At 59.8% G+C, this 26,286-nt stretch carries 20 protein-coding genes, 1 tRNA gene and 5 pseudogenes; 14 read left to right on the forward strand and 12 right to left on the reverse strand.

Annotated features, from left to right (window positions below):
- Positions 1-6: 6 nt before the first annotated feature.
- From P6U16_RS17875 to P6U16_RS17890, 4 genes and pseudogenes are all read left to right on the forward strand, one after another.
- Positions 7-1,050 carry an ABC transporter permease gene (locus P6U16_RS17875; RefSeq protein WP_277703894.1) on the forward strand — a complete coding sequence of 348 codons (1,044 nt, stop codon included), beginning with the start codon at positions 7-9 and terminating at the stop codon, positions 1,048-1,050.
- Positions 1,047-1,978, forward strand: a pseudogene (locus P6U16_RS17880) (ABC transporter permease). Before P6U16_RS17875 ends, P6U16_RS17880 begins: the two are co-directional and overlap by 4 nt.
- A complete protein-coding gene (locus P6U16_RS17885) occupies positions 1,975-2,808 on the forward strand; it encodes an ABC transporter ATP-binding protein (RefSeq protein ID WP_277701634.1) in 834 nt (277 codons plus the stop codon). The pseudogene P6U16_RS17880 and the gene P6U16_RS17885 overlap by 4 nt, the downstream one beginning before the upstream one ends.
- Entirely contained in the window at positions 2,805-3,557 is a 753-nt protein-coding gene (locus P6U16_RS17890) for an ABC transporter ATP-binding protein (protein WP_277701635.1), read from the forward strand. The genes P6U16_RS17885 and P6U16_RS17890 overlap by 4 nt, the downstream gene beginning before the upstream one ends.
- A gap of 22 nt (positions 3,558-3,579) precedes the next feature.
- On the opposite strand, the gene P6U16_RS17895 is transcribed toward P6U16_RS17890, so the two are convergent.
- Complete coding sequence (locus tag P6U16_RS17895; protein WP_277701636.1) at positions 3,580-4,248, reverse strand: SH3 domain-containing protein; 669 nt, start codon at positions 4,246-4,248, stop codon at positions 3,580-3,582.
- A gap of 155 nt (positions 4,249-4,403) precedes the next feature.
- Positions 4,404-4,481: transfer RNA gene (locus P6U16_RS17900), tRNA-Arg, on the reverse strand.
- A gap of 210 nt (positions 4,482-4,691) precedes the next feature.
- Here P6U16_RS17900 and P6U16_RS17905 point away from each other — a divergent pair.
- Positions 4,692-5,390, forward strand: coding sequence for an SDR family NAD(P)-dependent oxidoreductase (locus tag P6U16_RS17905; RefSeq protein ID WP_277701637.1), 699 nt, complete (start codon positions 4,692-4,694; stop codon positions 5,388-5,390).
- Positions 5,384-6,939 (forward strand): annotated as a pseudogene (locus P6U16_RS17910) (cryptochrome/photolyase family protein). The gene P6U16_RS17905 and the pseudogene P6U16_RS17910 overlap by 7 nt, the downstream one beginning before the upstream one ends.
- Positions 6,940-7,006: 67 nt before the next feature.
- Here P6U16_RS17910 and P6U16_RS17915 read toward each other — a convergent pair.
- The 3 genes and pseudogenes from P6U16_RS17915 to xylF form a co-directional block, all read right to left on the reverse strand.
- Positions 7,007-7,791 (reverse strand): annotated as a pseudogene (locus P6U16_RS17915) (ATP-binding cassette domain-containing protein).
- Between the two features lie 13 nt (positions 7,792-7,804).
- Positions 7,805-9,117: pseudogene (locus tag P6U16_RS17920) on the reverse strand (sugar ABC transporter permease).
- Between the two features lie 115 nt (positions 9,118-9,232).
- Positions 9,233-10,273, reverse strand: coding sequence for a D-xylose ABC transporter substrate-binding protein (xylF, locus tag P6U16_RS17925; RefSeq protein WP_277701638.1), 1,041 nt, complete (start codon positions 10,271-10,273; stop codon positions 9,233-9,235).
- A gap of 243 nt (positions 10,274-10,516) precedes the next feature.
- Here xylF and P6U16_RS17930 point away from each other — a divergent pair, with 243 nt between their 5' ends.
- Entirely contained in the window at positions 10,517-11,764 is a 1,248-nt protein-coding gene (locus P6U16_RS17930) for an ROK family transcriptional regulator (protein ID WP_277701639.1), read from the forward strand.
- A gap of 60 nt (positions 11,765-11,824) precedes the next feature.
- On the opposite strand, the gene iolG is transcribed toward P6U16_RS17930, so the two are convergent.
- Positions 11,825-12,817 (reverse strand): inositol 2-dehydrogenase, encoded by a 993-nt coding sequence (gene iolG, locus P6U16_RS17935; RefSeq protein ID WP_277701640.1) that lies wholly within the window; start codon positions 12,815-12,817, stop codon positions 11,825-11,827.
- 360 nt (positions 12,818-13,177) lie between these two features.
- Between iolG and P6U16_RS17940 the strand changes: the two genes are divergently transcribed.
- Positions 13,178-13,450, forward strand: a complete 273-nt coding sequence (locus tag P6U16_RS17940) for a hypothetical protein (protein WP_277701641.1) — start codon at positions 13,178-13,180, stop codon at positions 13,448-13,450.
- Here the strand turns inward: P6U16_RS17940 and P6U16_RS17945 are convergent.
- A complete protein-coding gene (locus tag P6U16_RS17945; protein WP_277701642.1) occupies positions 13,447-13,917 on the reverse strand; it encodes a hypothetical protein in 471 nt (156 codons plus the stop codon). The two genes, P6U16_RS17940 and P6U16_RS17945, sit on opposite strands and share 4 nt — an antisense overlap.
- Before the next feature lie 56 nt (positions 13,918-13,973).
- A complete protein-coding gene (locus P6U16_RS17950) occupies positions 13,974-14,918 on the reverse strand; it encodes a LysR family transcriptional regulator (protein ID WP_277703895.1) in 945 nt (314 codons plus the stop codon).
- A gap of 336 nt (positions 14,919-15,254) precedes the next feature.
- On the opposite strand from P6U16_RS17950, the gene chvE reads away from it, so the two are divergent.
- From chvE to araD, 6 genes are all read left to right on the forward strand, one after another.
- Positions 15,255-16,316, forward strand: a complete 1,062-nt coding sequence (gene chvE, locus P6U16_RS17955) for a multiple monosaccharide ABC transporter substrate-binding protein (RefSeq protein WP_277701643.1) — start codon at positions 15,255-15,257, stop codon at positions 16,314-16,316.
- 218 nt (positions 16,317-16,534) lie between these two features.
- Positions 16,535-18,070: a multiple monosaccharide ABC transporter ATP-binding protein gene (mmsA, locus tag P6U16_RS17960; protein WP_277701644.1), complete on the forward strand. Its 1,536-nt coding sequence runs from the start codon at positions 16,535-16,537 to the stop codon at positions 18,068-18,070.
- Complete coding sequence (mmsB, locus tag P6U16_RS17965) at positions 18,070-19,275, forward strand: multiple monosaccharide ABC transporter permease (protein WP_277701645.1); 1,206 nt, start codon at positions 18,070-18,072, stop codon at positions 19,273-19,275. Before mmsA ends, mmsB begins: the two co-directional genes overlap by 1 nt.
- A gap of 150 nt (positions 19,276-19,425) precedes the next feature.
- Positions 19,426-20,418 (forward strand): AraD1 family protein, encoded by a 993-nt coding sequence (gene araD1 / locus P6U16_RS17970; protein WP_277701646.1) that lies wholly within the window; start codon positions 19,426-19,428, stop codon positions 20,416-20,418.
- A gap of 75 nt (positions 20,419-20,493) precedes the next feature.
- Positions 20,494-21,927 carry an aldehyde dehydrogenase family protein gene (locus tag P6U16_RS17975; protein WP_277701647.1) on the forward strand — a complete coding sequence of 478 codons (1,434 nt, stop codon included), beginning with the start codon at positions 20,494-20,496 and terminating at the stop codon, positions 21,925-21,927.
- A 63-nt stretch (positions 21,928-21,990) separates the two neighbouring features.
- Complete coding sequence (araD, locus tag P6U16_RS17980) at positions 21,991-23,730, forward strand: L-arabinonate dehydratase (RefSeq protein ID WP_277703896.1); 1,740 nt, start codon at positions 21,991-21,993, stop codon at positions 23,728-23,730.
- 43 nt (positions 23,731-23,773) lie between these two features.
- Here araD and P6U16_RS17985 read toward each other — a convergent pair whose 3' ends face one another.
- The 4 genes and pseudogenes from P6U16_RS17985 to P6U16_RS18000 form a co-directional block, all read right to left on the reverse strand.
- A complete protein-coding gene (locus tag P6U16_RS17985) occupies positions 23,774-24,190 on the reverse strand; it encodes a type II toxin-antitoxin system VapC family toxin (protein ID WP_277701648.1) in 417 nt (138 codons plus the stop codon).
- Entirely contained in the window at positions 24,187-24,426 is a 240-nt protein-coding gene (locus P6U16_RS17990; protein WP_277701649.1) for a type II toxin-antitoxin system prevent-host-death family antitoxin, read from the reverse strand. The genes P6U16_RS17985 and P6U16_RS17990 overlap by 4 nt, the downstream gene beginning before the upstream one ends.
- Before the next feature lie 74 nt (positions 24,427-24,500).
- Positions 24,501-25,323: pseudogene (locus tag P6U16_RS17995) on the reverse strand (transglutaminase family protein).
- Positions 25,324-25,344: 21 nt separating this feature from the next.
- Positions 25,345-26,283: an alpha-E domain-containing protein gene (locus P6U16_RS18000; RefSeq protein ID WP_277701650.1), complete on the reverse strand. Its 939-nt coding sequence runs from the start codon at positions 26,281-26,283 to the stop codon at positions 25,345-25,347.
- Between the last annotated feature and the right edge of the window lie 3 nt (positions 26,284-26,286).

Consider the following 26,286-nt stretch of genomic DNA (forward strand, 5'->3'; position numbering starts at 1 on the left):
ATGCCACTGGCCGGGCGCTCGCGCGCCCGCGCCAAGGGGCGGGCGGTGAGCGTCCTCAAATTTCTCGTGGTGATCGTCACCACCTATCTCGGCCTTCTGGCCGTTACCTTCTTCATCGGGCGCGTCATCCCGATCGACCCGGTTCTGGCGATCCTCGGCGACCGCGCGCCATCGCATGTGGTCGAGCGGACGCGTGAAATGCTCGGTTTCAACGAGCCGCTCTATGTCCAGTTTTTCGTCTATCTGCGCGACGCGCTGACGGGCAATTTCGGCACGTCGGTGCTGACCACCAATCCCGTTATGGACGACATTCTCCGGGTCTTCCCGGCCACCATGGAACTGGCGACCGTGGGCACGCTGATCGGCAGCCTTATCGGCGTGCCGCTCGGTGTTCTGGCCGCCGTGCGCCGCGGCTCGATTGCCGACCAGATCGTCCGCGTCATTGGTCTGATTGGCTACTCGGTGCCGATCTTCTGGCTCGGCCTTCTGGCGCTGGTGCTGTTTTACGCAAAGCTGCGCTGGGTCGCCTATCCCGGCCGGCTCGACATCGTCTACGAATATACCTTCACGCCGGTCACCGGCTTTTTCCTGATCGATTCGCTTTGGCAGGGGCAGTGGGACGTGTTCAAGGACGCGTTCCGTCACATCATCCTGCCCGCCGGCCTGCTTGGCTATTTTTCGCTGGCCTATATCAGCCGCATGACCCGCAGCTTCATGCTCAACGAGTTGCAGCAGGAATATATCGTCGCGGCGCGTGCAAAGGGCCTGTCGGAAACCCGGATTATCTGGGGGCATGCGCTGCGTAATGCGGCGGTGCCACTGGTCACAGTGATTGCGCTTTCCTATGCCGGCCTGCTCGAAGGTTCCGTTCTGACAGAGACGGTCTTCTCGTGGCCGGGGCTCGGGCTCTACATCACCAATTCCCTGCAGAACGCCGATATGAATGCGGTGCTGGGCGGAACCATCGTCATCGGTTCTGTCTTCATCGCTATCAACCTGCTCTCCGATCTTCTCTATCGTACCCTCGATCCACGGACCCGCGCCCGATGAGCCAGATCACCCAGACACCGGCCCTGTCCCGACGCGAATGGCTGATGACGGATCGACCGCAATCGCGCATGCAGGCGCGGCTTGGGCGTGCCTATATGACCTGGCGTCGTTTCTCGTCCAATCGCCTCGCCGTGGTCGGGCTCGGCATCATCCTGCTGCTCATTCTGATCGCGATCTTTGCCGATCTCTTGGCGCCGCATTCGCCGGTGATCGGCAATCTGGCCGGGGCACGCCTGTTGCCACCCGGTAGCGAAGGCTATCTGCTCGGCACCGACGATCAGGGCCGCGATATTCTCTCGCGTCTGCTGCACGGCTCACGACTGACGCTGCTCGTCATCGTGCTGGTGGCGATCATCGCCGCACCGGTCGGTCTTCTCGTCGGCGCTGTCTCCGGTTATGCCGGCGGCTGGGTCGATGCCGTGCTGATGCGTGTCACCGATATTTTTCTCGCCTTTCCCAAGCTCGTGCTGGCGCTCGCCTTTGTCGCCGCCATGGGGCCGGGCATCGAAAACGCCATTCTCGCCATCGCCATCACCTCCTGGCCGCCCTATGCGCGCATCGCGCGCGCCGAAACGCTGGCGGTGCGCAATTCCGACTATATCGCCGCCGTGCGGTTGATGGGGGCCTCGCCATTCCGCATTGTGCTGCGCCATGTCATGCCGATGTGCGTTTCATCGCTGATCGTCCGCGTCACACTCGACATGGCCGGCATCATCCTGACGGCGGCCGGTCTCGGCTTCCTCGGCCTTGGCGCCCAGCCGCCACTGCCGGAATGGGGGCGATGATTGCTGCCGGCCGGCGCTTCATTCTTGACCAGTGGTGGGTGGCGACCATGCCGGGCCTTGCCATCCTCGTTGTCAGCCTCGGTTTCAACCTGCTCGGCGACGGCCTGCGCGATGCGCTCGATCCGCGGGAGAGCGGCCAATGACGGCGATGCTCACCGTGGACGATCTGCGGGTCAGCTTTCCGACACGCACCGGCGTCATTGAGGCCGTGCGCGGTGTATCCTTCACGCTCGGCCGCGAGCGCCTCGGCATTGTCGGAGAAAGCGGATCGGGCAAGTCGCAGACGGGCAGGGCGATCATGGGGCTGACGCCGGCGCATGCCCAGATCAGCGCCCGGTCGCTCAATTTCGATGGCATCGAGCTTCTGACCGCCACGCCGAAGCTTCGTCGCAGTCTGCGCGGCAGCCGCATTGCCATGGTGCTGCAGGACCCGAAATATTCGCTCAACCCGGTGATGAGCATCGGCCGCCAGATCGTCGAGACGCTGCGCACCCACGAAAAGGTCAGCAAGGGGCAAGCCCGCGACCGGGCGATCGCCATGCTGGAGGCGGTGCAGATTCGTGATGCGGGTCGTGTCTTCGATCTTTATCCGCACGAGGTTTCGGGCGGCATGGGCCAGCGGGCGATGATCGCCATGATGCTGATCGCCGGCCCGGAACTGCTCATCGCCGACGAGCCGACATCGGCGCTCGATGTGACGGTCCAGCTCGAAGTGCTCGGTATTCTCGACCGACTGGTTGCGGATCGCGGCATGGGCCTGATCTTCATCTCGCATGATCTGCGGCTGGTCTCGTCCTTCTGCGACCGGGTCATCGTCATGTATGCCGGGCGCATCGTCGAGGAAATCGCGGCCAGCGATCTCGCCAATGCCAAGCACCCCTATACGCAAGGCCTGCTGAACTGCATGCCCTCAATCGGCACCAGCCGGCATCCCCTGCCGGTTCTCGACCGCCAACCGGAGTGGGCGCTATGACGGCGTCTGTTTCGGTTGAAAATCTGGTGGTCGATTATGACGGGTTTCTCGCGCTCGACACAGTGTCGATCGAAATCGCGCCCGGTGAATCCTTCGGTCTCGTCGGCGAATCCGGTTCCGGCAAATCGACCTTGCTCCGGGCGATTGCCGGTCTGGCGCCGGTCAGTACCGGCACGATTATCGTTAATGGGCAGAGACTTTCCGCCCGCTATCGCGACAAGGCGTTCTTCCGTCAGGTACAGATGGTTTTCCAGGACCCCTACGGCTCGCTGCATCCGCGCCAGACGGTCGATCGGCTTCTGCTTGAGCCGCTGGCCATCCACGGCATCGACAATGCCGAACCTCGCATCCTGCGGGCGCTCGATGAGGTCGGCCTCGGCTCCAGCTTCCGTTTCCGCTATTCGCACCAGCTTTCAGGCGGCCAGCGCCAGCGCATCGCGATTGCACGTGCACTGATCATCGAGCCCTCCATCCTGCTGCTCGACGAGCCGACCTCGGCGCTTGACGCCTCGGTGCAGGCCGAAGTGCTGAACCTGCTCGAACAGGTGCGGCGCGACCGCAATCTCACCTTCCTTATGGTCAGCCACGATCTCGGCGTCGTCACCCATATGTGCGAGCGCCTGGCCGTCATGAAATCGGGCAGGGTGGTCGAGCGCCTGTCATCCGGTGACCTCGCCGGCGGCAAGGTCTCGGAGAATTACACCAAGGACCTGATGGTCGCCAGCAAAGGGTTCGTGCGGGCCGGTTGAGTCATCTCCACCGCCAACAATCTCAGTCGCATTTCTCGTATGTGCCCGGCATTTCCTGGCCGATAGGGCAGATGATGCCGCCCCATTGGTAGCCGATCTTGTCCTTGCCGAAGCGGATCTTGAACCAGGGGTAGCCGTTCATGTCGACGCCTGTCGATTCCTCGACCGTGATCGGATCGCCTTCCGCGAGGCTGGCGAGCTTCCTGTGCTCCATGCCGGGACCATCGCGCACGACGCCACCCCAGGATTTTGCCGGGAAATTTTTCGCGACGCTGGCGGTTTCCGCGATGGCGGGCGTCTCGTTGCGAACCGTGGTGTCGGGCTTTGCGCCCGGAGCGGATTGCGCCTGGATCGTTGCATTCGCACCGCCCGGTGTGACGACATCAGCGGGTACCGGGAAGACGCAGCCGATGGCTTCCCCTTCACCCTGTTGGATCAGGATGCTGCCGCCATCGGCTAAGACCTCGATCGTCGTGTTGCCGAACGCATAGCGGTTGGTGTTCGGAAGCTGCCCCAGTGTGATCGTCTTGCCCCCGATCAGCCCGGCGCTGATCGTCTCCGCGTCGATGGTGTCGACAGTGACGAAACTCTCCTCGCCACAATAATATCTCTTGGTCTCAGCCATCGCATCCTGCGATACGCCGATGGCGGCAAAGGCCGCTATGATCGGCGCAAAAACAAGCGTTCTCATAAGTCCCCCGAATTTCCGCCCTGCCGGATCCGGCTGCCGTCCGCCTTGCGGTATCCAGCCCTGTCAAAGAGGCGTTCCCGCTCCGAAGATGGCACGAAACAATGGTCTCCGCCAGCGGCGTGGAAGATGCAAATTTGGTGGAGAAAAAGATGATTTGGTGCACCCGACTGGATTCTGAACCAGTGACCTCTGCCTTCGGAGGGCAGCACTCTATCCAGCTGAGCTACGGGTGCATTCTTTGATGGCAGGGCCATCGAAGCAGGCTGTGACCGGTTCATAGCTCAGGACAGGCGCCGCTTCAATGGCGAATGCGTCTCCAATGCAAGGAATTTCCCGGAATGCCGAGGATGTTGCGCGGCTGCGATCCGAGGGGAGGCGACGCACGTAAATGCTCCAGGCGACGACATCTCGGAAACGCGTCGTTCCGGATAAAAGGAATTCGAATGTCAGCGAGTGAGACAGGCAGGACGGCGCTGGTCATCGGCGCCAGTGGTGGCATCGGCTCGGCAGTGGTGGCAGCGCTCAAGGCCGGTGGCCGCTATGCCTCGGTCGTGACGCTGTCGCGGTCACAGACCGGGCTTGATGTCACCGACGAAACGACCATCCGGCAGGCCTCAGAGGAGGTGCGGGACATCTACGGGCCTGTCGATCTCGTGTTCGATGCGACGGGCGGGCTGGAGATCGGCGGGCAGGGGCCGGAGAAAACCATCCGTGCGATTGATCCTGCTGCCATGGCCAGACAGTTCGCGCTCAACGCCATCGGCCCGGCATTGCTTCTGAAACATTTCTCGCCCCTGCTGGCCAAGGATCGACTAGCGGTCTTCGCCACACTGTCGGCCCGCGTCGGTTCGATCGGCGACAACAGGCTGGGCGGGTGGATTTCCTATCGTGCGGCGAAGGCTGCGCTCAACCAGATCGTCCGGACCTCGGCGATCGAGATCGGGCGCAGCCATCCGCAGGCGGTCGTGGTGGCGCTGCATCCGGGGACCGTCGATACGAAACTGAGCGCGAAATTCAGCCGCAACCACGAGGTTTTCTGGCCATCGCAGGCGGCGGAGCAGCTTTTGGCTGTCGTGGATGGCCTGGACGCCTCACAAACCGGCAGTTTCCTTGCCTATGATGGCAGCGTGATCGAATGGTAAAGGTGCGCAACCTGATTTTCATCCTTGGCGATCAGCTTTCGCCTGGAATAAGCAGCCTGAAAGACGCGTCTCCGGAACACGACGCCATCCTGATGTGCGAGGTGGCGGAAGAGACCCGCTATGTCCGGCATCACAAGAAGAAGATTGCCTTCATCCTCTCGGCCATGCGCCATTTTGCCGAAGAACTGCGAAAGGCGGGTTTTGAGGTGGATTATATCAGACTGGATGATCCGGAGAACACCGGATCCTTTACCCGTGAATTGCAGCGTGCCGTCGCGCGGCATACCCCCGAGCGCGTCATCGTCACGGAGGCGGGGGAGTGGCGTGTCGCGGCGATGATGAAGGACTGGGACCGCCTGCTCGGTATCCCGGTGAACATTCTGCCGGACGATCGCTTTTTGTGTTCGCATGAGGAATTTGCGGCCTGGGCTTCTGGTCGCCGGCAGATGCGGATGGAATATTTTTATCGCGACATGCGCCGCAAAACCGGCCTTTTGATGCGCGGTGATGCGCCGGAGGGCGGACGCTGGAATTTCGATGCGGAAAATCGCAAGCCGGCTGCTCCGGACCTGTTTGCCGAAAAGCCGGAAGGCTTCTTGCCGGATGAGACAACCGAAGCGGTGATCGGGCTTGTCGCCGAGCGCTTCGACGATCATTTCGGCTCGCTCAAAGGATTTCGCTTTGCCGTGATCCGCAAGGATGCGGAGGTGGCGCTCGATCGATTCATCGACAGCCACCTGCCACTGTTCGGCGACTATCAGGACGCGATGATCTCAACGGACCCGTTTCTCCATCACTCGCTTCTGTCCGCCTACATCAATGTCGGGCTTCTCGATCCGCTCGACGTCTGCCGCCGTGCCGAGCGTGCCTATCATGAAGGATCGGCGCCGCTAAACTGCGTCGAAGGGTTCATCCGCCAGATCATCGGCTGGCGCGAATATGTCCGCGGCGTCTACTGGCTGAAAATGCCTGACTATGCGGAGGCCAATTTCTTCGGGGCCGATAGACCTTTGCCGGATTTTTACTGGACGGCGCAAACGGACATGAATTGCCTTCAGACCGTGATTTCAGAGACACGGGACAATGCCTATGCGCACCATATCCAGCGGCTGATGATAACAGGCAATTTCGCGATGCTGGCCGGCGTGCGGCCGGCCGATATCCATCGCTGGTATCTTGAGGTCTATGTCGATGCCTTCGAATGGGTGGAATTGCCGAATGTCATCGGCATGAGCCAGTTCGCCGATGGCGGGTTTCTCGGGTCCAAGCCCTATGCGGCTGGGGAAACTACATCAACCGCATGTCCGATTATTGCGGCAGCTGTCGTTACGACGTCAAAAAGAAGACAGGCGAGGGGGCCTGTCCGTTCAATGCGCTTTATTGGGATTTTCTGGATCGCAACGCGGCGCTGCTGCGCGGCAACCAGCGTCTTGGACCGGTCTATTCGGCATGGGACCGGATGAGCGGCGAACAGCAGAAGGCCTACCGCACCAGTGCTGGCGAATTTCTTGCTGGTCTTGACGCTTTGCCGCGGACTTACACGACATAGTTTTACGAGAAGCTTTGCGAAAACCTCTCCCCGCGAACGGGGAGAGGTAATTGGAGAAGCCTGGAGATCAAGCCGTCTGCATGGCGCCGGGGCCGGCGATGGCGCCGGGCGGGACCTTGCCGAGGATGATCATGCCGAGAACTTCGTCCTTGGTCACGTCTTCGGTGCGGGCATGGCCGACGACCTGGCCGTTCTTCATGACAGAGACGCGGTCCGCGAGGTCGAAGACGTCGTGGATGTCGTGGCTGATCAGGAAGATGCCGATGCCTTCGCGCTTCAACTGCTTGATCAACTCGCCGACCTGCGCCGTTTCCTGTGGACCAAGCGCTGCCGTCGGCTCGTCCATGATCAGGATGCGCGCGTCAAACAGGATGGCACGGGCGATGGCGACCGACTGGCGCTGACCACCGGACAAGGCCTTCACTGGCTCCTTGAAACGGCGGAAGTTGGGGTTGAGACGGCCCATGACTTCGCGCGCCTTGGCCTCCATAGCGACATCGTCCAGCGTGCCCCAGGGGTGCGCAGTTCGCGGCCGAGATAGAGGTTGGCTGCCGCATCGACATTGTCGGCAACGGCGAGCGTCTGGTAGATCGTCTCAATGCCGTAGGCCTTGGCGTCGCGCGGGTTGCTGATCTGGACCGGTTCGCCGTTGATCAGGATCTCGCCGCTGTCGCGCTTGTAGGCGCCCGAGAGAACCTTGATCAGCGTCGATTTGCCGGCGCCGTTGTGGCCGAGAAGGGCCACAACCTCGCCGGGGTAAAGATCGACCGAGGCATTGTCGACGGCGTGGATACCGCCGAAGGAGATTGAGATGTTTCTCATCTCCACGAGCGGAGTGCGGTGTTGTGTCATTGTTCGTACTCCTCTACTTGGCCCGGCCGCGATAAACGGTGTCAAGCCATACGGCCGTGACGAGCACGATGCCGATAACGATGCTTTGCAGCGGCGTATCGACGCGCAACAAGACCATGCCAGATTGCAGGGATTGCATCACGATGGCGCCGAGGACCGCGCCAGCGATCGTGCCCATGCCCCCGGCCAGCGAGGTGCCGCCGATGACGGCCGCAGCGATCGTGTAGAGTTCGTCGAGCGTGCCCTGTGCATTGGTCGCTGCGTTCAGGCGTGCTGTCGAGATTGCCGCGGCAATGGCGCAGAGAACGCCCATCAAGGCAAAGATGCGGACCGTAACCCAACGGGTCTTGATACCAGCGAGCTCGGCAGCCTCCGGATTGCCACCGATGGCGAAGACGTAACGACCAAAGCGGGTGCGCGTCGTAAGAAAGCTCATGGCAATGGCGATGCCGACTGCCATCAGAACCGGAACGGCAATGCCGAGTGGGATCTGCAGGCCGCCCTCGGGCCACGGAATGTTGTTCAGTTCTGCGTATTTCTTCGCGAGATTGATCGGCATGTAATAGCTGTTCAGCACCCAGACCGTGCCGAGAACGCTGATGCAGCCGATGACGGAGAGGAAATACTCGGCCCACTTCGGACGCAACGGGAAGCCGAAACGTTTGCGCTGCTTGCGCGAATTGACGATCGATAGCACGATGAAGACGCAGGCGATGACACCGACGATCCAACTGGCCATGGCACCGATCGAACCGTCAGCGCCGCCGCCCATGATACGGAATTTCGTGTCCATCGGCGCAACCGTGGCACCGCTGATAACCAGGAAGGCCGCAGCGCGCCAGATCAGCAATCCGCCGAGCGTGACGATGAAGGATGGAACGCTGAGAAAGGCGATGATCATGCCCTGGAAGGCACCGATCGCGGCACCAAGCAGAATGCCGATTGTCAGCGCGATGATCCAGGTCGTCGGATTGTCAAAGCCGATCAGCGGCGGCAGGATCCTTGCCTGCGTGATCGCCATGATCATGCCGACAAAACCGAGAATGGATCCGACGGACAGGTCGATATTGCGGGTGACGATGACCAGGACCATGCCTGTGGCCATGACTGAAACCGAGGACGCCTGAACGGTCAGGTTCCAGAGGTTGCGCGGCGTGAGAAACAGGCCGCCGGTGGAAATTTCGAAACCGATCCAGATCAGCAGCAGCGCGCCGACCATGCCGAGAAGCCGGGTGTCTATCTCGGTTGCCTGCAAAAGCGCTGCAGGGCAGTGCCCTGGGTTTTGAGCGTGCTGCTGGCAGGTGCGGCAATGGTGTTGTTTGCCATATCCTGGGTACTCCCCTTTTATTCTTGTCTCAAGGTTCCGCGCATCCAAGAAGCGCCGCAACGGTGTCGGTGCGGCGCTTCTTTTGGACGTTACAGGCCCATGGTCAGGTACGGATCAATCGCAGACTGCGACGGTTCCAGCCTTGACGCCCTGGCAGGCTTCTTCCTTGGAGATCCAGCCGGCATCGAGAACAACCTTCAGGTTGTCCTTGGTGATCGGCTGCGGTGCGATGAAGAAGGAGTTCATCTCGACGGCCTTCGGGCCGCCGGCAAATTTGACGTTGCCTTCGATCGCATCCATTGCAGCGCCGCCGGCGAGAGCGACGGCGATTTCGCCGGCCTTCTTGCCGAGTTCGCGTGAATCCTTCCAGACCGAAACGGTCTGCGTGCCGAGAGCGACGCGGTTCAGAGCGGCCTTGTCGCCGTCCTGGCCGGAGACCGGCACGCCGCCTGCAAGGCCCTGGGCTTCGAGGGCTGCAACCACACCGCCGGCCATGCCGTCGTTGGAAGACACGACAGCGTCAACCTTGTTGTCGTTGGCGGTCAGGAACTGTTCCATGTTCTTCTGCGCAACTTCAGGCTTCCAGCCGTCCGTATAGGCTTCGCCGACGTTCTTGATCTTGCCGGCGTCCATGGCTTCCTTCAGCACTTCCATCTGTCCGGAGAACAGGAAGTCGGCATTCGGATCGGTCGAAGCGCCCTTGATGAAGACGTAGTTGCCTTCCGGCTTTACCTTCATGACTTCGGCAGCCTGCATGCGGCCGACTTCCTTGTTGTCGAAGGTGATGTAGTAGGCGGCCGGATTTTCGATCAGGCGGTCGTAGCCAACGATCGGGATACCTTCAGCAGCAGCCTTTTCGATTGCCGGGCCGATAGCTTCCGAATCCTGTGCCAGAACGATGATCGCGTTTGCACCCTGGGCGATCAGCGATTCGATGTCTGTCAGCTGCTTTGCAGCTGAAGCCTGTGCGTCAGCCGAAACATATTTGTCGCCGGAGGCTTCGAGCGCAGCCTTGATGGCGGCTTCGTCTGTCTTCCAGCGCTCTTCCTGGAAGTTCGACCAGGAAACGCCGATTGTGAGATCCTTTGCCATCGCGACGGAGTGCAAGGAAACGATGATGGCAGCGCCTGCCATCAGCTTGAAAACTGATTTCATGTAGTCCTCCCAAAAGACTGCTGACCGCCCGCGCGAACCTCCCGCACGACCCATCGGTCAGCCGAAAAACACTATCGAGACGACCGCCATTTTCAATGGCGAGTTTTTTCTCGACAGTCGAGAAAATAGATGTCAGAGTTTTAGAAGGCTGTCAACAAGGCTCGTTGCCTGTTGTTTCGCCGATAAACAGATGCTTTGGGAGGGGCATGTGTTTGACACAAAAGGGTTCAACGGAAATGCGCAATGCTGACGAAGTCCAGCACTGAACTGGTGCGTCAGCAGAACATTGCACTGGTGCTTTCGGCGCTCCGGCGCTCCGGCCCGCTCTCCCACACCGAGATTTCTTCCCAGACCGGTCTTGCCTCGGCGACCGTCTCGGCGATCACGGCGGAACTCGAGCGTGCGCAGGTCATCGAAAAATCCGAGCAGCCGGCGCATAGCGGCCGCGGGCGGCCACGCGTGTTCTTCTCGCAGCGGCGCAATTGCGGCTATCTGATCGTGGTGCGCATTTCGTCCGATGTCGTGCAATATTCGATGATCGATTATGGTGGCACGCTGATCGACCGATTGGAGGAACCGCGCAACCACGGGCTTGCCGGAACAGCGCATTTCGTGCGCAGCCTGCTCGATACGCTGGACCGCCTTGTCTCTCGATCCCGGTTGGAGAAAACCCAGGTTCTTGCCATCTCTATCAGCAGCAAGGGGCTTGTCGACAACGAAAGTCCGCGCCTGCTCTGGTCTCCCGTCTTCGGCAGCGAGCAGATCGATTTTGCCGGTCTGTTGCAGCCCGAATGGTCTGCCAAGGTGACGCTGAACAACGAGACCCTTCTGGTTGCCCAGGCTTTGGGGTTGAAAGCGGACAAGGCCAGTGCCGGAACGTTCCGCGCTTTGGCGGCCCTTTCGCTGGGCCACAGCATCGGCGTGGGCGTCGCGCGCAAGGATCGTTTTGGCGAACTCGAAGTGACTGCGCCGAACTTTGGCCATATGCTGCATTCGCCCACGGCCGGCCTTTGCCGATGTGGCGCCTATGGCTGCATAGAGGCGTCGGCGGGCTTTTACGGCATCCTGCGCACGGCTTTCGAAGTGCCGCCGGATACGATCCCCGCGAAGTTCGTGCCGCTTGCCGAAATGGACAAGATCGCGGTGAGCGCGCGGCAGGGCAATCGCATGGCGGCTTATGCTTTCCGCCAGGCGGGCATCGCGCTTGGCAACGGCCTGTCGCGTATGCTGAGCCTCTATGACCGTATGCCGATTCATATTACCGGGCCGGGCACGCGTTATTTCGAACTGCTGCAGAAGGGTATCGAGGAGGGGCTCGCGCAATCGCATCAGGTGCGTCAGCAGGGTCAACCGGACATCTCGATCATCTTCGACGAGCAGCGCCTGGTTTTTGATGGCCACCTCGATCGCGCGTTGACGGATATCGACCATGACATCGCCGCATCACGGGTTGTCGCCGGCGGCAATGTCGCATTGCGGCAGGAAGCCTGAAATAGAGAATGCCGGATCGTTGACCCGGCATTCTGGCTGTCGCGTTCTTCGAAGGGTTTTTTAGCCGACGGCAACCAGCTTCTTTTCCTTGACCGACTGCAGCGCTGCATCGGCGAGCGCCAGTGCGGCAAGGCCATCTGCCCCGGAAGGTGTGATCGCCGTGCCTTTTTCGATGGCCGAGATGAAGCCTGCGATCTCGTTGGCATAGGCCTTGGTGTAGCGGGTCATGAAGAAATCGTGCAGCGGCGGGCGGGTGTAGCCATCGCCATTAGCAATCTCGATCGAGACTGGGCGCTGGTTTTCGGCCGAGACGACACCCTTCGAACCATGCACCTCGATGCGCTGGTCGTAGCCATAGGTGGCGCGGCGGGAGTTCGAGATGATCGCCTGCTTGCCGGACTTCGTCTGGAGGATCACCGAGACGCTGTCATAATCGCCGGCCTTGCCGATCTCCGGATCGACCAGAACTGCGGCGGTGGCCAAGACGGAGACGACTTCTTCACCGAGCAGGAAGCGGGCCATGTCGAAATCGTGAATAGTCATGTCGCGGAAGATGCCGCCTGAGCGCTTGATGTAATCGACCGGCGGGGCGCCGGGGTCGCGCGATGTGATGGTCACCATTTCGACGTCGCCGATCTTGCCATCGTCGATCGCCTTGCGCACGGCCATGAAATGCGGGTCGAAACGGCGGTTGAAGCCCACCATCAGCTTGCCCTTGGTGTCGGCAACGACCTTCATGCAGGCGCGGACGCGATCGACGTCGAGGTCGATAGGCTTTTCGCAGAAGATTGCTTTGCCGGCACGGGCAAAACGTTCGATCAGGTCGGCATGGGTATCGGTCGGCGTGCAGATGACGACGGCATCGATATCCTTGGATGTCTCGATCTGTTCAATGGTGCGGACCTCGCAGCCATAAGCCTTGGCGATGGCGCTTGCAGCTTCAGGGAAGGCATCGGCGACCGCGACGAGCACGGCGTCCGCACTGCCGCTCACGGCCTTGGCATGGACCTTGCCGATACGGCCGGCGCCGAGAAGACCAAATCTGACTGTCATCTTTCATCTCTTTCAATGGGCAGCCTTGAGCTGCATAGGACGGGATGATGCCGCTCACCCCGCAAAGGCGCCGCGGACACTGGCCGCGCTGACAAAAATCTGATGTGAGTACGTGGTCCGTGGCCGAAGCCAGTTCTCTCCCATGCTCTTTCCGTGCCGACACAGCGGTGCGTCGCCTCATCGGAATGAAAGAGAAATATTTGTTATTTTCGGAATATTTATTCCATCTGTCGATTGTTCGTCAAGCGCCGAAAGTCTTATGCGCTTGCGGCCATCGCCTTTTTGACCATAAAGATGTGCAGAACACGGCGAGAGCCAAAGCGGTGTGTCATCGCTGACTTTCATACCAGGGATACTATCATGATCAAGCTTATCGATCCGGACCACCCATTCTACCGGCCCCTCTGGATTCGGCTCCTGATCATTGCGCTTTGTGCTTTCTGGACCGCGGTGGAGTTTCGCAACAGCGAGAACACCTGGGGCATGATCTTTCTCGCGGTCACCACCTATACCGCCTGCACGCTTTTGATCTTCTTCAAGCCGAAGCTACCCATCACCGAGGAGGCTAACGTCGAAGCGGCCTCGACAATTCCGACGGAAGAGATTGAAACAAAGGCGGACAGTCGGGGCTAACCTGGTCTCTGCATGATGCTGATGCGTCGCAGCGCTTCGTCGATCAGCATGTTGGCGATCTTCATCCGGGTCGTGGCCGGCAGCCGGAACTCTGAATGATGGCGGTCTGGATGATTCTGTCCCGCAAAGGCACGGCGCTTGAGGGTAAGGGTCGCGGCCGTTTCGTGATCTGTCAGCCCGAGATCTTCGGCAATTTCCTGCGGCCGCGTGCGGTGCAGATGATCTGGCATGACCGGCGCAGCCACGGGCTGGGCCGATGCCATCATCTCGTCGCCAGCCGTGTCGAAATAGGCTTGGTGCACCAGTGCATGGCCGGTTGCGGCCGCTTGTTCCCGGCCTGCGACGAAGCCCGGGCCAAGTCCCCGGACGCCATAGGGGGACGGCTGTTCAACCTCGGTCTCCGCCTCGGCATCTTCCTCCGCTTTCAATCGCTCCAGCACGGACTGGAAAACCGACATTCCGAACATGTTTTGCTCCGATGAGACCAGAATGGTCTAAGCATGGCAGCATTATGCGGGGCTGATCAGGCGGTGCTCTGCTTCAGGATCAAGTCGTAGAGCAGCTTGGCGCTCGGCGGTAGCGCCCGGCCCTTGGCGGTGATCAGGCTGTAAGGGCGTATGCGGATGTCGAATGTGGTCGGGAGCACCCTGATCTGCCCCGCCGAACTGTCATCGCCGGCAATCAGGGTGGCGACATCCCGGGCGACGGGGGCAACCGCGTTGGTGTTGCGGACGATCGAGATTGTCAGAATGATCGACGAGGTGTTGATGATCGTCGAGGGCAGGGGGACGCCGGCCGACAGGAAACTGTCCTCCACGGCGCGGCGCAGCAATGTTCCCTGCGGTTGGAAGACCCAGTCATAACCCGGCAGGTCTGCCGGCACGATGGCATCCTTTTCCAGAAGCGGATGTCCGGCGCGCACGATCAGGCAGACATCCTCGGCGCCGATTTCCACAAGATTGAACAGACGCGGATTGATGTCGTCGGGGATGCGCCCGATCACGAAGTCATGCCGTGCCGCCTGCAATTCGCGCACGAGCACATTGCTGTTTTCGATCTGGATGTTGATTTCGATGCCGGGATAGGCGGTCGATACCTGCCGGATGGCCGGGACCGCCAGATTGAGCGCCGGTCCGGTGACCGAGCCGAGCGACACCGAGCCGCCGCTTCCGGTCTTCAATTCGTTGATTTCGCGGGCTGTTTCGCGAAGTTCAAGGAAAATCGTGCGCGCGCGCCGTGCCAGCGCCTTGCCGAACTGCGTCAGTTCGACGCCGCGGGCGATCCTGGAACAGAGCGGCGCTTTCAAAATGTTTTCGATCTCGCCGAGCATGCGCGAAGCCGCAGGCTGCGATATGCTCAGCGCATCGGCCGCGGCACTGATCTGCCCATGCTCCTCTATGGCGAGAATCAGCCTGAGGTGGCTGATCTTCAGGCCAAGGCGGAAAATCCCGACTTCTGAAAAATCCATGGGGGTAACAATCGGCGCAATACCGCCGTCATCGCCAATTTCAGCCACCATCCGACCTTCACTCTTGCTCTCACTTGCGAAAAATCACACTGTTTTGAGTTACTATAACGAAAATGATATGGAGATACACTGATATTGTATTTGACAGTTATGATGATTGATTCCAGTTTGCCGCTATGTGCGCCAGCGTGCTTTGGAGCGTGTAAGGCCTGGGAGGGCTTTCTTTCACCCCTTAAACCTCCGCCGGAGACCTTGGTCTCTCGGCCACGCGAAGCGCTGCACATATCAAGGCCTGTTTTGAAATCTGGCCTCGATCAACACAATGGGAGAGATCGCATGAAATTAATTACTTCGCTACTTGCCGCCGCTGCAATCAGCGTGGCTGCATTCGTTGCGCCGGTCCTGGCACAGGACAAGGGCGTTGTCGGCATCTCGATGCCGACCAAGACCTCGACCCGTTGGATTTCCGACGGCGAGACCATGGAAAAGCTGTTCACGGAAGCCGGCTACACCCCGGACCTGCAGTTTGCTGACGACGATATCCCGAACCAGCTGGCCCAGATCGAGAACATGGTCACCAAGGGTGCCAAGGTTCTGGTCATCGGCGCCATCGACGGCACGACGCTGTCCGACATCCTGCAGAAGGCTGCCGATGCGGGCGTCAAGGTTATCGCCTATGACCGCCTCATCCGCGATTCGGGCAACGTCAACTACTACGCCACGTTCGACAACTTCCAGGTTGGCGTTCTCCAGGCAACCTCGCTCGTCGAAGGCCTGAAGCTCGACACCGGCGTCAAGAACGTTGAACTCTTCGGCGGTTCGCCTGACGATAACAACGCCTTCTTCTTCTATGATGGCGCAATGTCGGTTCTCCAGCCGCTGATCGACAGTGGCAAGATTGTCGTCAAGTCCGGCCAGATGGGCATGGAACAGGTCGGCACGCTGCGTTGGGACGGTGCCGTTGCACAGGCCCGTATGGAAAACCTTCTCTCCTCGACCTACACCGATGCCAAGGTTGACGGCGTTCTGTCGCCTTACGATGGTCTGTCCATCGGCATCATCTCGGCCCTCAAGGGCGTTGGCTACGGCTCGGGCGACCTGCCGATGCCAATCGTCACCGGCCAGGACGCCGAACTTCCTTCCGTCAAGTCGATCCTCGCTGGCGAACAGTATTCGTCGGTGTTCAAGGACACCCGCGAACTGGCGAAGGTCACCGTCTCGATGGTTGACGCCATCATGGGCGGCAAGGAGCCGGAAATCAACGACACCAAGACCTACGACAACGGTGTCAAGGTTATCCCGTCCTACCTCCTGAAGCCGGTTTCGGTTGACAAGACCAACGTCAAGGACGTTCTCGTCGGCGCCGGTTACTACACCGAAGACCAGATCAACAACTGATCATCGTCTTTATCGGGAGGCTCGCGATCCGTTGCGGGCCTCTTTTACAGCGCTACGCATGCGAAAATCTGCGCAAAAGTCGCTGTCGAACCTTGAGATGTTGCATAATTCCTTGAAACGAAGCCGTTTTGAGGAATTATGCAACGACTTGATGAGGGACTTGTACTGTCGGTCGGTCTGACCTCATCTTTCACAGACTGGCGCTGGAATGCTTGAACATGGATAATATCATTCTTGAAATGCGCGGGATCACCAAGACGTTTCCTGGCGTCAAGGCGCTCGACAACGTCAACCTGAAGGTCCGCGAAGGTGAAATTCACGCGCTGGTCGGTGAAAACGGGGCGGGCAAATCGACCCTGATGAAGGTGCTGAGCGGCGTCTATCCCGCCGGCAGCTATGACGGCGAGATCCACTACGACAACAAGCTGCGCAGTTTCTCGACAATTTCCGACAGTGAACATATTGGCATTATCATCATTCACCAGGAACTGGCGCTTGTTCCGCTGCTCTCGATTGCCGAAAATATCTTCCTGGGAAACGAGATCGCCACCAAGGGCGTCATCGACTGGAAGCAGACATTCAACCGCACCAAGGAACTTCTGAAGAAGGTCGGGCTTAACGAGCCGCCGAGCGCGCGCATCACCGATATCGGCATCGGCAAGCAGCAGCTGGTGGAAATCGCCAAGGCGCTTTCGAAGAAGGTGCGCTTGCTCATTCTCGACGAGCCGACCGCCTCTCTTAACGAGACGGATTCCGATGCGCTTTTGAAGCTCTTGATGGAGTTCCGCAAGCAGGGCATGACCTCGATCATCATTTCGCACAAGCTGAATGAGATCAAGAAGGTCGCCGACAAGATCACGATCATCCGCGACGGCGGCACGGTCGAGACGCTTGACTGTCACAACGAAGACATCAGCGAAGACCGGATCATCAAGGGCATGGTCGGCCGCGACATGGAAGACCGCTACCCGGCGCGTGAGCCGAAGATCGGCGAGACGCTGCTGGAAGTGAAGAACTGGAACGTTTTCCACCAGCATCACCGCGACCGGAAGTTCCTGCATGATGTCAATTTCACGGTTCGGGCCGGCGAAGTCGTCGGGATTGCCGGGCTGATGGGCGCCGGCCGCACCGAAACTGCGATGAGCGTGTTCGGTAGGTCCTGGGGCCACAAGATCACCGGTGATGTGCTGATGCATGGCAAGCCTGTCGATGTCAGCACCATTCCGCGTGCCATTGAAGCCGGTCTCGCTTACGTTACCGAAGACCGTAAGCACCTCGGGCTCGTGCTCAACAACAACATCATGCACAACACGACACTGTCCAATCTCGACGGTGTCGCCAACAGCGGCGTCATCGACGAACGTAAGGAGCGCGAAGTCGCCACCGGCTACCGGACGAAGCTGCGTATCCGCTCGCATTCGATCTATCAGGAGGCTGTCAATCTTTCCGGCGGCAACCAGCAAAAGGTTGTTCTGTCGAAATGGCTGTTCACCAATCCTGAAGTGCTGATCCTCGACGAGCCGACCCGCGGTATCGACGTCGGCGCGAAGTACGAAATCTACACCATCATCAACCAGCTTGCAGCAGAAGGCAAAGGCATCCTGATGATCTCATCGGAGATGCCGGAGCTTCTCGGAACCTGTGATCGCATCTACGTCATGAACGAAGGTCGCATCGTCGCGGAGCTTCCGAAGGGCGAAGCAAGCCAGGAATCCATCATGCGCGCCATCATGCGCTCCGGGGAGAAACACTAATGGCCGCCGAAAAAAGCGCTCAGAATACACCATCCATCGGCACCTATCTGCGGAACAACATTCGCGAATACGGCCTTCTCGTCGCGCTCGTCGTCATCATGCTGTTCTTCCAAGTCGTGACAGGCGGCGTTCTGTTCAAGCCGGTCAACATCACCAACCTGATCCTGCAGAACTCGTTCATCGTCATCATGGCGCTGGGCATGCTGCTGATCATCGTTGCCGGCCATATCGATCTGTCCGTCGGCTCGATCGTCGCCTTCACCGGTGGCCTTTCGGCAATCATGCTCGTAAAATGGGGCATTCATTATTCGATCGTCGTTCCCGTCTGTCTGATCCTCGGCGGTCTGGTGGGTGCTGCTCAAGGGTATTGGGTTGCCTATCAGAAAATCCCGTCCTTCATCGTCACGCTGGCCGGCATGCTGGTTTTCCGCGGGCTGACCTATCTGATCCTGCAGAACCGCCCGATCGGGCCGTTTCCGAAGGATTTCCAGTCGCTTTCGACCGGTTTCGTCCCTGATTTCCTGTATTTTCTCAACCCGGTGCCCGGCGTCGTTGCGAATTTCTTTGCGCTTGTCGTCGTTGTCGCGCTTGTCGGACTGGCGATCTATTACGGATTGCGCGATCGTCGTGAAAACGAGAAGCACGGCACCGAGAACGAACCCTTTGCGTTCTTTGCCGGCCAGATGGTTATCATTGCCTGCGTGTCGATCTTCCTCGGCTTCATGCTCTCGACGTATAAGGGCTTTCCAAACGTCCTGATCGTCATGGGCCTGCTGATCGCGCTTTATACCTTCATCACGACGCGCTCGACTGTCGGTCGTCGCATCTATGCGATGGGCGGCAATGAGAAGGCCGCAAAGCTTTCCGGCATCAATACCGAGCGGCTGACTTTCTACACCTTCATCAACATGGGCGTTCTGGCGGCGCTTGCCGGTATGATCATTGCGGCGCGCCTCAACTCGGCAACCCCGAAGGCCGGTGTCGGCTTCGAGCTGGACGTGATCGCGGCCTGCTTCATCGGCGGCGCCTCGGCATCCGGCGGTGTCGGCAAGATCACCGGTGCCGTCATCGGCGCATTGATCATGGGCGTGATGAACAACGGCATGTCGATCATGGGCCTCGGCATCGATTACCAGCAGCTCGTCAAGGGTCTGGTGCTTCTCGCTGCCGTGTTCTTCGACGTCTACAACAAGAACAAGGGCTGATCGCCAAGATCGGCCGCGCTGTAGAAAACATGGAAACGGACGGCCCCGTCGTCGAAAGGGAGGGTGCAGCCCTCCCAACGGAAGCGCTTTGCCTGAATCAAACATTTTGGTGCGGCAGCGGGCATCCGGCTCAAGGAAAAGGACAAGATTGTGCTGATATCGCAGATCCGGAATGAAGATGGTTCGATCACGGTTGCCGTTCGCGAAACCGGTGGCACTGCGCATGCCGTCAAGGGAGCAGCCAGCGTTCACGCACTAGCGCTCGAGGCCGCGAACTCCGGCCGCAGCCTGAAAGCCGTGGTCGAAGCGCATGGCTTGGGCGATGCCGTCGATCTTGAGAAGATTTATGCCGAGGGCCGTTTTCTACCGCCGATTACCCATGCCGATCCGGCCCATCTGCAACTGACAGGCACTGGCCTGACGCATCTCGGCTCCGCTTCGACCCGCGACGCCATGCACGCCGCCGTATCAAAGGTGGAAGAAGGTGCCACCGACACGATGAAGATGTTCAAGATGGGCCTTGAAGGCGGTAAGCCGAAGCCTGGCGAAACCGGTGTGCAGCCGGAATGGTTCTACAAGGGCAACGGCACGCAATCGGCCGCACCCGGCGGCGAACTGGTTTCGCCGTCCTTTGCGCTCGACGGTGGGGAAGAGCCGGAAATGGCTGGCATCTACGTGATTGCCGACAGCGGCCAGCCTTTCCGCATCGGTTTCGCCGTCTCCAACGAGTTTTCCGATCACGTCACCGAACGGATCAACTATCTCTATCTCGCCCATTCCAAGCTGCGGCCGGCAAGCTTCGGTCCGGAAATCCGCGTCGGTGAGCCGCCGGCCGATATTCGCGGCACTTCACGGATCATCCGCAAGGGCGAAGTCCTTTGGGAAAAGCCGTTCCTGTCCGGCGAAGCCAATATGTCCCATACATTCGCCAATCTGGAACATCACCACTTTAAATATGGAATTTTCCGTGCACCGGGCGATGTGCATGTCCATATGTTCGGAACGGCGACGCTGTCGTTTGGCGACGGCATCAAGACCGAACCCGGCGATGTCTTCGAGATCGAAGCTGCAGAATTCGGCCTTCCGTTGCGCAATACGCTGGCTGTGGCCGGACAAGACGAGATCACGATCGCACAGCTCTAAGCTGTCGCTTTAAACCTGAAGGCGTGCGCCAGTCCCAAGACGGCGTGCGCGAACACCAAGGAGGCTTTGAAGCCTATGACACTCCATCAGAACCTGATCGCCGGCGAATGGGTCGGCACGGACGGCGTTGAAAACATCAATCCGTCGAACACCAACGAAGTGGTCGGCGTCTACGCCCGCGCCAGCGCCGACGATGCCAAGAACGCAATCGCTGCCGCCAAGGCGGCTTTTCCGGCCTGGTCGCGCTCGGGCATCCTTGAGCGCCATGCCATCCTGAAGAAGACGGCCGACGAAATTCTCGCCCGCAAGGAGGAGCTTGGAAAACTGCTCGCCCGCGAAGAGGGCAAGACGCTGCCGGAAGCCATCGGCGAAACCATTCGTGCCGCCCAGATTTTCGACTTTTTCGCCGGAGAAGTCCTGCGTCTGGCGGGTGAAGTCCTGCCGTCCGTTCGTCCGAATATCGGTGTTGAGATCACCCGCGAGCCGATCGGCGTCGTCGGCATCATCACGCCGTGGAATTTCCCGATCGCCATCCCGGCCTGGAAGATCGCGCCGGCGCTTGCCTATGGCAACACTGTTGTCTTCAAGCCGGCGGAGCTGGTTCCGGGCTGCTCCTGGGCGATTGCCGACATTCTCCACCGCGCCGGTCTGCCGAAGGGTGTGCTCAACCTTGTGATGGGCAAAGGCTCGGTCGTTGGCCAGGCCATGCTCGACAGCCCCGATCTCGCCGCCATCACCTTTACCGGCTCGACCGGAACCGGCAAGCGCGTCGCTGCCTCGTCCATCGAGCATAACCGCAAGTTCCAGCTGGAAATGGGCGGCAAGAACCCGATGGTCGTGCTCGATGATGCCGACCTCACGGTTGCTGTCGAGGCAGCTGCCAATTCCGGCTTCTTCTCGACGGGACAGCGCTGCACGGCCTCCTCGCGCCTGATCGTCACCGAAGGTATCCACGACAAGTTCGTGGCTGCGCTGACCGAAAAGCTGAAGGGTTTCGTCGTCGACGACGCGCTGAAGGCAGGCACGCATATCGGACCGGTCGTCGATGCCGGCCAGTTGAAGCAGGATACGGACTATATCGCCATCGGCCAGTCGGAAGGCGCAAGGCTCGCCTTCGGTGGCGAGACGATTTCGCGTGACAACCCCGGCTTCTACCTGCAGCCAACGCTGTTTACCGAAGCAACCAACCAGATGCGCATTTCTCGCGAGGAAATCTTCGGTCCCGTCGCCTCGGTTATCCGGGTGAAGGACTATGAGGAAGCGCTCTCGGTTGCCAACGACACGCCGTTCGGCCTGTCGGCGGGCATCGCCACGACGAGCCTCAAGTATGCGACGCATTTCAAGCGCAATTCCGAAGCCGGCATGGTCATGGTCAACCTGCCGACCGCGGGCGTCGATTTCCACGTGCCGTTTGGCGGCCGCAAGGCATCGTCCTTCGGCCCGCGCGAACAGGGCAAATATGCGAGCGAATTCTTCACCGTCGTCAAGACGGCCTACACGCTGGCATGACGACTCTTCCGGCGGATCGGAGCATAGCGCCGATCCGTCCGGAACCTTTAGAGGACGATGATGATGTTTAAGAAAGCGGAATGGCCGCGCAAGCTCAGGTCGCAGGAATGGTACGGCGGCACCAGCCGTGACGTCATTTATCACCGCGGCTGGATGAAGAACCAGGGATATCCGCACGACCTGTTCGACGGACGCCCGGTTATCGGCATTCTCAACACCTGGTCGGATATGACGCCGTGCAACGGCCATCTGCGCGAACTCGCCGAAAAGGTGAAGGCCGGCATCTGGGAGGCTGGCGGCTTCCCGATGGAAGTGCCAGTCTTCTCGGCATCCGAGAACACTTTCCGCCCGACCGCGATGATGTACCGCAACCTTGCGGCACTCGCGGTCGAGGAAGCTATCCGCGGCCAACCGATGGACGGCTGCGTGCTTCTGGTCGGCTGCGATAAGACCACGCCGTCGCTGATCATGGGGGCGGCCTCAGTCGATCTGCCGTCGATCGTCGTTACCGGCGGACCGATGCTCAACGGCTATTTCCGGGGTGAACGCGTCGGTTCCGGCACGCATCTGTGGAAGTTCTCCGAAATGGTGAAGGCCGGCGAGATGACGCAAGCCGAGTTCCTTGAAGCAGAAGCTTCGATGAGCCGTTCTTCGGGCACCTGCAACACCATGGGCACAGCCTCCACCATGGCCTCCATGGCAGAAGCGCTCGGCATGGCGCTGTCGGGCAATGCGGCCATCCCCGGCGTCGACAGCCGCCGCAAGGTGATGGCGCAGCTTACGGGTCGTCGGATCGTCCAGATGGTCAAGGACGACCTGAAGCCTTCGGACATCATGACCAAGCAGGCTTTCGAAAACGCCATCCGCACCAATGCGGCGATCGGCGGATCGACCAATGCGGTCATCCACCTGCTCGCCATGGCCGGCCGTGTCGGCATCGACCTTACGCTGGATGACTGGGATCGTTGCGGCCGCGACGTACCGACCATCGTCAACCTCATGCCATCCGGCAAGTATCTGATGGAAGAATTTTTCTATGCCGGCGGCCTGCCAGTGGTGCTGAAGCGCCTCGGCGAGGCAGGAATTCTGCATAAGGATGCGCTGACCGTTTCCGGCGAGACCATGTGGGATGAGGTCAAGGACGTCGTCAACTGGAACGAAGACGTCATCCTGCCGGCAGAAAAGGCACTGACGCAGTCCGGCGGCATCGTCGTGCTGCGCGGCAATCTCGCACCCAAGGGTGCGGTGTTGAAGCCATCGGCCGCCTCGCCGCATCTCCTGACGCACCGGGGCAGGGCCGTGGTGTTCGAGGATATCGACGACTACAAGGCCAAGATCAACGACGACAATCTCGACATCGACGAGACCTGCGTCATGGTGATGAAAAACTGCGGTCCGAAGGGTTATCCCGGCATGGCCGAGGTCGGCAACATGGGGCTGCCGCCCAAGGTGCTCAAGAAAGGCATCACCGACATGGTGCGTATCTCCGACGCCCGCATGTCAGGAACGGCCTATGGTACCGTGGTGCTGCACACCTCGCCGGAAGCCGCCGTCGGTGGTCCGCTTGCCGTCATCAGGAATGGCGACATGATCGAGCTCGACGTCCCGAACCGTCGCCTTCATGTCGATATTTCGGATGAGGAAATGGCTGAGCGTCTCGCCGCATGGCAGCCGCACCATGACCTGCCGACATCCGGTTACGCCTGGCTGCACCAGCAGCATGTCCAGGGTGCCGACACCGGCGCCGATCTCGACTTCCTGAAGGGATGTCGCGGGAGCGCAGTTGGCAAGGACAGCCACTGATTTGATCAATCACAGAAAAAATGGCCGGTTTTCCGGCCATTTTTTATTGCGGCATAATCAGGGTTACGCCCAATTGGTTCGCCGCTGTCGCCAGCGCTTTGTCTTTTGTCGCGAGTTTCGCACCCTTGCGTGCCGCAAGCTCCAGATATGCTGCATCATAGCTCGTCAACTGGTGTGCCCTCGCAAGCGAGAGAGTATCGTTCCACGCTCTACCTGCAGTTTGGGGGTCGGTCTCGATTGGCATCTGTGCAATCAGGTCTAACCTTTGGGCAATTTCAGAGGCTGAAATGCGCCCGCGTCGTTCCGACGGCAGGAGGACGTTGGCAAGTTCCAGATGGAATAACGACGGAACCACGCCACCTTCGGCGATAACCCGATGTGCCACTGCATCCGTTTCATCCGACGCTTCATCCTCGAAACACCAGGCAAGGGCGATCGACGCATCGATCACGATTGTCATTTGCGCCCTTCGTCCCGCAAATCTTTCCACGACAAGCCGTCAAGCGTATTCGAGCGCCGCAGCTCTTTCAGCTTCCGGAACGCGCTTACTGGTGCCAACGTTTGGGTGGCTTCAGCGCTTACCAGACGGGCGACGGCCTTCCCATGTTTGGTAATGGTGATTTCCTCACCATTGGCCACACGGTCCAGAAGCGACGAAAAATGCGTTTTCGCTTCAAATGCGCCAATACTCGACATAAAAACCTCCAATTCTGGTTTAAATTTTAAACCAGAATTGGAGGTTGGTAAAGATCGACAGAATGTTTCGTTGCTTACTGACTTTGGCTCTGGCTCTGTTCCTGCTGCTCCACGGTTACCGCCACCTTGAGTGTTTCGCTAGAGGCGCCGTGGATGAGGCCTGAAATCGGCGCTGCATCGCGATAGTCGAGGCCGCAGGCGATGCGGACGTAGCGATCATCCGGGCAGACCTTGTTGGCTGCGTCGAAACCCACCCAGCCCAACCCAGTGAGGTGCACTTCCGCCCAGGCGTGGCTTGCCGTCTGCTCAACCTGGTCTTCCATCATCAGGTAACCGGATACGTAGCGGGCGGGAAGGCCGAGCGTCCGAGCGGCGGCGATCATGATATGGGCATGGTCCTGGCAGACGCCACTCTTCTGCAGGAGCGCCTGCTCCGCCGTCGTCTCCGTGCCGGTCTCGCCCTGCCTGTACGCTACATTTTCGGCGATGGTATCCATCAGGGCGTGCATCTTCGCAAGGTCGGTCTCGCCGGTCATCGATTTCGCGAGGTTGCGGATGGGCTTTGCCATCTTCGTCAGGGGCGTCTCGCGCAGATAAAGCCAGAGCGGCGCGTAGGCCTGATGCACGCCGAAGACGCCGGCCTTGTCCTCGGTTTCGACTTCACCATTGGCAACAATGCGGATCGAGGTCTGGTCGCCGTTGACGCTGACCAGATTGGTCCGGTTGCCGAAATGATCGTCATAGCCGACCTCCATGCGCGCACCCTCGACGGAGGTTTCCCAGCTCAGGACAGTCTGCCCAGGCTGCGTCAGCGGTGTCAGGCGCAAGCGCTGCAGCGAATATTGCACCGGGTCTGCATAGGTGTATTCGGTCAGTGTGGTTGATCTTCAGGCGCATTTTTCTCTCCTCCAGCTCACTCTAGTAGAACCGGTAGCCGTCGGAGATTTCCTGTCCCAGACGATTATTGTGGCTGATGAAGTTCTCGATATATTCGTGCAGCCCCTGATCCATGACGTCCTTGATCGAATGACTGCGCAGCGACGCGAGCGTCGCTTCCGCCGTCGCATGGGCGCCATGGCTTTCGCCGTATTCCCGCGCCAGATAGCCGAGATTGCTCGCGATCTTTTCGTAGCAATAGGCAAGCGATCTTGGCATGCGGCCGTTGAGGATCAGAAAGTCGGCAATGTTCGACGCCTTGTATTCCGCCTCGTAGACCCAGCCATAGGAGCGATGCGCCGAAACCGAGCGCAGGATCGATTCCCACTGGACGTTGTCGATCGAAGAGCCGACCTGGCTGACGGCTGGCAAAAGCACGTAGTATTTCACGTCTAGAATGCGGGCGGTGTTGTCGGCGCGTTCGATGAAGGTGCCGATGCGGGAGAAATTGAAGATCTCGTTGCGCAGCATGGTGCCATGAAACGCGCCACGGATGAGGCCCGTCTTGCGCTTGATCGCGTCGATCACCTCCGGCAGGTCAGCCGGCTTGACGCGGCGGGCCAGAAGCGCCTTTAGATCGAGGTAACATTCGTTCGTCGCTTCCCACGTCTCGCGGGTCAATGCGGTTCGCACCATGCGGGCATTGCTGCGACCGGCATCGATGCACGACATGACGCTCGACGGATTGCTCCGTTCGCGCAACAGGAAATCGATGGCATCGGCACTGGTCAGCTTGTCATGCGTATCGTCGTAGATATCGCGGACGCCCGAGCTTTGCAGCACGCCGTCCCAATCGTCTTCCGTGGCTTCCGAGCGGGTCAGCGACATGCGCAGGCCGGCGTCGATCAGCCGGGCGCTGTTTTCCGCGCGCTCAATATAGCGGAACATCCAGTACAAACCGTTTGCGGTTCTTCCAAGCATAAT

This window comes from Rhizobium sp. 32-5/1 (assembly GCF_029537235.1).
Taxonomy (GTDB): Bacteria; Pseudomonadota; Alphaproteobacteria; order Rhizobiales; family Rhizobiaceae; genus Pararhizobium.

What these genes read in the sequence shown, in the direction of transcription:
- P6U16_RS17885 (WP_277701634.1), top strand. Translation starts at nt 1,975, where the DNA reads ATGACGGCGATGCTCACCGTGGACGATCTGCGGGTCAGCTTTCCGACA.
- P6U16_RS17890 (WP_277701635.1), top strand. Translation starts at nt 2,805, where the DNA reads ATGACGGCGTCTGTTTCGGTTGAAAATCTGGTGGTCGATTATGACGGG.
- P6U16_RS17895 (WP_277701636.1), bottom strand. Translation starts at nt 4,248, where the DNA reads ATGAGAACGCTTGTTTTTGCGCCGATCATAGCGGCCTTTGCCGCCATC.
- P6U16_RS17905 (WP_277701637.1), top strand. Translation starts at nt 4,692, where the DNA reads ATGTCAGCGAGTGAGACAGGCAGGACGGCGCTGGTCATCGGCGCCAGT.
- xylF (WP_277701638.1), bottom strand. Translation starts at nt 10,273, where the DNA reads ATGAAATCAGTTTTCAAGCTGATGGCAGGCGCTGCCATCATCGTTTCC.
- P6U16_RS17930 (WP_277701639.1), top strand. Translation starts at nt 10,517, where the DNA reads ATGCTGACGAAGTCCAGCACTGAACTGGTGCGTCAGCAGAACATTGCA.
- iolG (WP_277701640.1), bottom strand. Translation starts at nt 12,817, where the DNA reads ATGACAGTCAGATTTGGTCTTCTCGGCGCCGGCCGTATCGGCAAGGTC.
- P6U16_RS17940 (WP_277701641.1), top strand. Translation starts at nt 13,178, where the DNA reads ATGATCAAGCTTATCGATCCGGACCACCCATTCTACCGGCCCCTCTGG.
- P6U16_RS17945 (WP_277701642.1), bottom strand. Translation starts at nt 13,917, where the DNA reads ATGTTCGGAATGTCGGTTTTCCAGTCCGTGCTGGAGCGATTGAAAGCG.
- P6U16_RS17950 (WP_277703895.1), bottom strand. Translation starts at nt 14,918, where the DNA reads ATGGATTTTTCAGAAGTCGGGATTTTCCGCCTTGGCCTGAAGATCAGC.
- chvE (WP_277701643.1), top strand. Translation starts at nt 15,255, where the DNA reads ATGAAATTAATTACTTCGCTACTTGCCGCCGCTGCAATCAGCGTGGCT.
- mmsA (WP_277701644.1), top strand. Translation starts at nt 16,535, where the DNA reads ATGGATAATATCATTCTTGAAATGCGCGGGATCACCAAGACGTTTCCT.
- mmsB (WP_277701645.1), top strand. Translation starts at nt 18,070, where the DNA reads ATGGCCGCCGAAAAAAGCGCTCAGAATACACCATCCATCGGCACCTAT.
- P6U16_RS17975 (WP_277701647.1), top strand. Translation starts at nt 20,494, where the DNA reads ATGACACTCCATCAGAACCTGATCGCCGGCGAATGGGTCGGCACGGAC.
- araD (WP_277703896.1), top strand. Translation starts at nt 21,991, where the DNA reads ATGTTTAAGAAAGCGGAATGGCCGCGCAAGCTCAGGTCGCAGGAATGG.
- P6U16_RS17985 (WP_277701648.1), bottom strand. Translation starts at nt 24,190, where the DNA reads ATGACAATCGTGATCGATGCGTCGATCGCCCTTGCCTGGTGTTTCGAG.
- P6U16_RS17990 (WP_277701649.1), bottom strand. Translation starts at nt 24,426, where the DNA reads ATGTCGAGTATTGGCGCATTTGAAGCGAAAACGCATTTTTCGTCGCTT.
- P6U16_RS18000 (WP_277701650.1), bottom strand. Translation starts at nt 26,283, where the DNA reads ATGCTTGGAAGAACCGCAAACGGTTTGTACTGGATGTTCCGCTATATT.